The organism is Candidatus Arsenophonus triatominarum (assembly GCF_001640365.1).
GTDB lineage: Bacteria > Pseudomonadota > Gammaproteobacteria > Enterobacterales > Enterobacteriaceae > Arsenophonus > Arsenophonus triatominarum.
In genome coordinates this window covers 1-4,496 of the sequence record NZ_LWMI01000067.1, presented here as the reverse complement: position 1 = coordinate 4,496, position 4,496 = coordinate 1, and the positions used below count along the sequence as shown (strand labels likewise).

The following is a 4,496-nucleotide window of genomic DNA, read 5'->3' as shown; positions in this document are numbered from 1 at the left end:
GTGTGCGCGTAATTGAAGCGCAAAATCAAATCATCGAGTTATTCCGTTCGAACCTCACGCAATTTAACCGTCGTCAGCGTGCCCGAATTCTCCAGCGAGTTGGGGGTGCGGCATGAAATACTTCAAAGCAACTATCATCACTAACGTTGACCACGAGAAGGGTAAGACAACAAATTTCATCTATCTTTCCTCTGAGATGAAAATAGCTGCCAAGAAATTGGCTTCTCAACATATCTTTGAGACTGACGGCGCAAATTGCTGTTTTTACAAATCGCCCAGATTGGAAGAAATTAGTATTTTGTGATTTTCGCGTGACTGTGTTCCCTTTAATTTCCGGTTATCTTCCGCTTCCTCGCCCGTTCGCTCGCGTTGCTCGGTCACTTGGCTGTGGCGAGCGGTGGGCGTTAAATTTTAAAAAGATTTTTTGGTTTTTTTTTAAAGAAAATCCGGTTTTTCCTTAACTCAGTCCGCTCACCGCAGGAGACGTTGAGGCGGAGCGCAGCTTGCGAGCACCGAACACCGTCGACGAGGAAGCGGAAGATCATCTTGAAATATAAAGTAAGCCTGAAACTCCGTGGTGAAAGACATAAGAAACGGGTAATTTTACTATGTTGTTTTTAAATGATTTTTTTATTCATATGTATCATGTGGTGAGACAGTTATGCATCATACCATGAGGTATAAAAATAATATCGTGATTATTGCTTGTAATTTATGAAACATGGTGTATCATAAATTAATAGATTTCTTCACAGGTGATTCGCATATGTCGCAAATACTAGCTGAGCGAAAAAATCCGCCTTTTATACAGCTTGCGGAGTCTAACATTAATGCTGTTAGGGCGTTGGTTCAGAGTAACCCAGTTGCCGCCGAAATTTTTTTATTTTTAAGTCAGTTTATGAACAGAAAAAACGCTGTAGTTTGCTCCTCTAAAGTTTTAGAGGAAGTAACAAAAAAAAGTAGAGCTACAGTATCTAGAGCTATAAGTGTTTTGAAAAATGATGGTTTTGTTAATGTTCTAAAATCTGGTCAAACAAATGTTTATATACTCAATCCACATGTCGTATGGAAGTCGTGGAGAACAAATAAAGCGTATTGCAAATTTGAGGGACCCATTTTACTTTCAAAAAGTGAAAATGAAAAAATTACAAAAGAAATGCTTCAATCAATAAATATTGATGAGTAATCGCTGATAGCAAGAGTTTTCCCCTCTTACTACCAGCTAACCCTAAACCTAGTATGAATAGGAGTAAGGCTAATGAAAAAGTCTACCTTCCGTGTGCTGTCTGTGAAGCACCGAATCAAATCATCGAGTTATTCGCTCGAACCTCACGCAATTTAACCCGTCGTCAGCGTGCCCGAATTCTCCAGCGAGTTGGGGGTGCGGCATGAAATACTTCAAAGCAACCATCATCACTAACGTTGACCACGAGAAGGGTAAGACAACAAATTTCATCTATCTTGCGTCTGAAACGAAAATAGCTGCAAGAAATTGGCCTCTCAACATATCTTTGAGACTGACGGCGCAAATTGCTGTTTTTACAAATCGCCAGATTGGAAGAAATTAGCGTTGAAGAGTATCTCGCTAATACCGAAAAACAGACGGATATTATCGAAAAACAGGGCATAGACCAGTTTTGCGCTTTACTCACGATATTTGGGGTTCAGGAAGAATACGACGAAGGCGAGATTCGCGATGCGGAGGATTTGTTGGCCAATCCATCAGAAGAGCCAGAGATTTTTGAGCAATATACCAATCTTCGTGAATTGTTGTCTGTGAAAATACAGGAAGCAGACAAAACTATCTCTTTAGCGAAATCAAGGAAATAGCGATTCATCTTTTTGAGTGTGGAAAAAATAATGAGTTATCCACTAAATCTGTCGTTATGTCTGTGGAAAACGTGGGAGAAGCGGAAAAAAGCGAGGCGAATATAGTACCTGAAGAATTGGTTAATAATTACACAGAAGGGCAACAATTAATTAACTCAAAAGTCACAAACATAGACGACAACTCTATCTTCTCTGCTTTTCCTCCCGTTAACGGAAAAATCATGAGCGGTGAAAATATCACGCTTGAGATGTTGAACGGCTGTGTGGATGCGTTGAAACCCACAGAGAACTTGATTGTTCGCCGTTTGTCAAATAGCACCTATCACGCGGCAAACGGTTATTCGAGTACGCAAATTAGGTTGGTGCAAAAGGCAGAGACAATAGCTGTGCTGGATTGGGACAAGGACGCACCCGTTCAGGAAGGAAAAACAAGAGCGTTTTTGATTGGTGATGCGGTACATACGGCTATTCTTGAGCCGGAGAAATTTCCGCTAAGATATGTTTCTGCACCTGAGCTGGATTTGCGTACAAAGGATGGCAAAAAAACGCTATCCGATTTTGAGAAAAAAAATCTAACATTGGCAAGGGTTGTTTTAAAAAAGGAGGAATTTGAGGCAATCCAATTGATGCGTGATTCTGCGCTGGCTTACCCAATGGTTGAAGAGCTACTCGAAAACGGCGAACCAGAGGTTTCAATTTTCTATCGCACGGAAAAGGGGACGCTATTGAAAATTCGTCCTGATTTGTTGGGAATCTATTCAGATAAGCCTTTCTTGTTGGATGTGAAAACGACTGACAATTTTCAAGGTTTTGGGAAATCTGTTGATGAGTTTGGTTATCACATACAAGCGGAATTTTACCGTCTGATTGCTAATCAGGTATTTGGTCAAGCGATAGCTTTCACTTTCTGTGCAATTGGCAAAAACCCAGCTTATGGGCGTTTTCCTGTGAAACTTTGTGAACCCGACGACGAAGATAGCGAGCAGGGCGTATACGAAGTAAATCGTGTGATTGATATGCTAGAAAGCGTCATAGAAACCTACCCAATAGTCAAAATATCCCGTCCTTTCTGGGCAAAACAGGCGGATAGAAAACGCAGAGAGCTTTGATGATGGAAGAGGGTGTAGCATGAATACCGGACTGGAAACCATGAACAACGTCTATGCCAATTTGCAATCGGTCATTACGCAGCAAGGCATAGCAGCCCTGTTACCTGCTCAGGTTACGCCTGAGCAGTTCACCCGAACCGCCGCAACCGCATTGATTGAAAATGCGGATTTGCAAAAAGCCGATAAGCAATCACTGGTGCTGGCCTTAACCCGTTGCGCCAAAGACGGACTTATGCCTGACGGACGAGAAGCTGCTCTGATTGTCCGTAGTACCAAAGTCAATAATCAATTTGTGAAAAAAGCCGTCTACATGCCGATGGTGGACGGTGTTATGAAACGTGCCCGTCAATCCGGTCAGGTAGCCAATATCATTGCAAAGGTTGTCTATTCACAAGATGAGTTTGAATATGTGATTGATGAAAACGGCGAGCATTTAACCCACCGTCCAGCGTTTTTTGATGGTGATGAGGTAGTAAAAGTCTATGCCTTCGCCAAACTCAATAGCGGTGAACTGGTTGTTGAAGTGATGAGTCGCGCTGACGTGGAAAAGATACGCGATACAGTGAAAAGCGCAAAAGACTACACAAGCCCTTGGGTGAAGTGGTTCGACAGAATGGCACTCAAGACAGTGATTCATCGCCTCGCTAGACGGCTTCCTTGCGCCTCTGAACTATTTTCGATGTTTGGGGTATACGAAGATGCAAATTCAACAGAAAAACCGCTCAGAATGGCTCCTACTTCGTTTAAACGGCTATCGATGAGGGATATTATCCGTGAGCGAAACGAAAAACTACGTCAAAAAGAAGAAACGGCGACAGATGTACAACCAGCAACTAATCCAAAATTGGACGCCGTATTAATCGCCCTCGACGATGCCACCGACGAAAAAAACCTTGCTGAAATCGTTGAGCATTGTACCCTGTTGTCCGCTGAGTTGTCTGAGGACGAAAAAATACAGCTTCGTGAAAAGATTAAGACTAGCAAAAAGCGGTTAATTCCAACCAACAAAGATAGCAATGTTTGGATGGCAAGACTGGCAAACGGTACGGGTGACGCTTGGCGATTTCGAGATGGTGAAATAGTCCACGGATTTTTCGAGGCTGAGAAAAAAGCCAAAGAGGTGGGCGCAGTATTGGAAAACCGAGTCCTTACCGATTTAGTCCGAGTCATTAAAGTAAAAATGCCCCTGAGGTAAATAGGGGCGTTATTGCTAAAGCTGGATTATGATGTCTTAAATGTAATGATTAATATAGCGGGTTTGTTTGCCATAATTCAATCTGACGCGAGCAATTATTGAAGATATCCGATGAGTAAAAAATTCACCCCAACGCCCCATGATGCGGTATTTAAGCAGTTTTTAAGTGAAAAGAGACCGCTAAAGATTTCTTTGAATATCTGGCTACCGGATGAGATTAAGGCACTGTGTGACTTAGATAGCCTCAAAGTGGAATCTGGCTCATCTTGTTGATAGTGAGATGAAAAACTACCAGAGTGATATCCTGTATTCTGTCAAAACAGAAAAGGGACAAGGTTATCTCTATCTGCTGATTGAACACC

At 42.2% G+C, this 4,496-nt stretch carries 8 protein-coding genes; all 8 read left to right on the top strand.

Translation table 11 applies throughout. From position 1 onward, the window contains the following. The first annotated feature begins 112 nt into the window (after nucleotides 1–112). Nucleotides 113–304, top strand: a complete 192-nt coding sequence (locus tag AYJ55_RS22625) for a hypothetical protein (protein WP_063657704.1) — start codon at nucleotides 113–115, stop codon at nucleotides 302–304. Between the two features lie 462 nt (nucleotides 305–766). Next, on the top strand, nucleotides 767–1,186 hold the full coding sequence (locus AYJ55_RS22620; RefSeq protein ID WP_063657759.1) for a helix-turn-helix domain-containing protein: 420 nt from the start codon (nucleotides 767–769) through the stop codon (nucleotides 1,184–1,186). Between the two features lie 202 nt (nucleotides 1,187–1,388). Continuing rightward, nucleotides 1,389–1,568 carry a hypothetical protein gene (locus AYJ55_RS22615; protein ID WP_063658011.1) on the top strand — a complete coding sequence of 60 codons (180 nt, stop codon included), beginning with the start codon at nucleotides 1,389–1,391 and terminating at the stop codon, nucleotides 1,566–1,568. Further along, nucleotides 1,531–1,830: a hypothetical protein gene (locus tag AYJ55_RS22610; protein ID WP_162505834.1), complete on the top strand. Its 300-nt coding sequence runs from the start codon at nucleotides 1,531–1,533 to the stop codon at nucleotides 1,828–1,830. The genes AYJ55_RS22615 and AYJ55_RS22610 overlap by 38 nt, the downstream gene beginning before the upstream one ends. Nucleotides 1,831–1,886: 56 nt before the next feature. Continuing rightward, a complete protein-coding gene (locus tag AYJ55_RS22605; protein WP_063658007.1) occupies nucleotides 1,887–2,939 on the top strand; it encodes a PD-(D/E)XK nuclease-like domain-containing protein in 1,053 nt (350 codons plus the stop codon). A gap of 19 nt (nucleotides 2,940–2,958) precedes the next feature. After that, on the top strand, nucleotides 2,959–4,134 hold the full coding sequence (locus tag AYJ55_RS22600) for a recombinase RecT (RefSeq protein ID WP_063657590.1): 1,176 nt from the start codon (nucleotides 2,959–2,961) through the stop codon (nucleotides 4,132–4,134). Between the two features lie 111 nt (nucleotides 4,135–4,245). After that, on the top strand, nucleotides 4,246–4,407 hold the full coding sequence (locus tag AYJ55_RS34085) for an Rpn family recombination-promoting nuclease/putative transposase (RefSeq protein WP_245677543.1): 162 nt from the start codon (nucleotides 4,246–4,248) through the stop codon (nucleotides 4,405–4,407). 7 nt (nucleotides 4,408–4,414) lie between these two features. Then, a partial coding sequence (locus AYJ55_RS34080) for an Rpn family recombination-promoting nuclease/putative transposase (protein WP_245677544.1) occupies nucleotides 4,415–4,496 on the top strand: 82 nt, incomplete at its 3' end.

Coding starts and splice junctions, on each gene's coding strand:
- AYJ55_RS22620 (WP_063657759.1), top strand. CDS start 767: ATGTCGCAAATACTAGCTGAGCGAAAAAATCCGCCTTTTATACAGCTT.
- AYJ55_RS22625 (WP_063657704.1), top strand. CDS start 113: ATGAAATACTTCAAAGCAACTATCATCACTAACGTTGACCACGAGAAG.
- AYJ55_RS22605 (WP_063658007.1), top strand. CDS start 1,887: ATGTCTGTGGAAAACGTGGGAGAAGCGGAAAAAAGCGAGGCGAATATA.
- AYJ55_RS34085 (WP_245677543.1), top strand. CDS start 4,246: ATGAGTAAAAAATTCACCCCAACGCCCCATGATGCGGTATTTAAGCAG.
- AYJ55_RS22615 (WP_063658011.1), top strand. CDS start 1,389: ATGAAATACTTCAAAGCAACCATCATCACTAACGTTGACCACGAGAAG.
- AYJ55_RS22600 (WP_063657590.1), top strand. CDS start 2,959: ATGAATACCGGACTGGAAACCATGAACAACGTCTATGCCAATTTGCAA.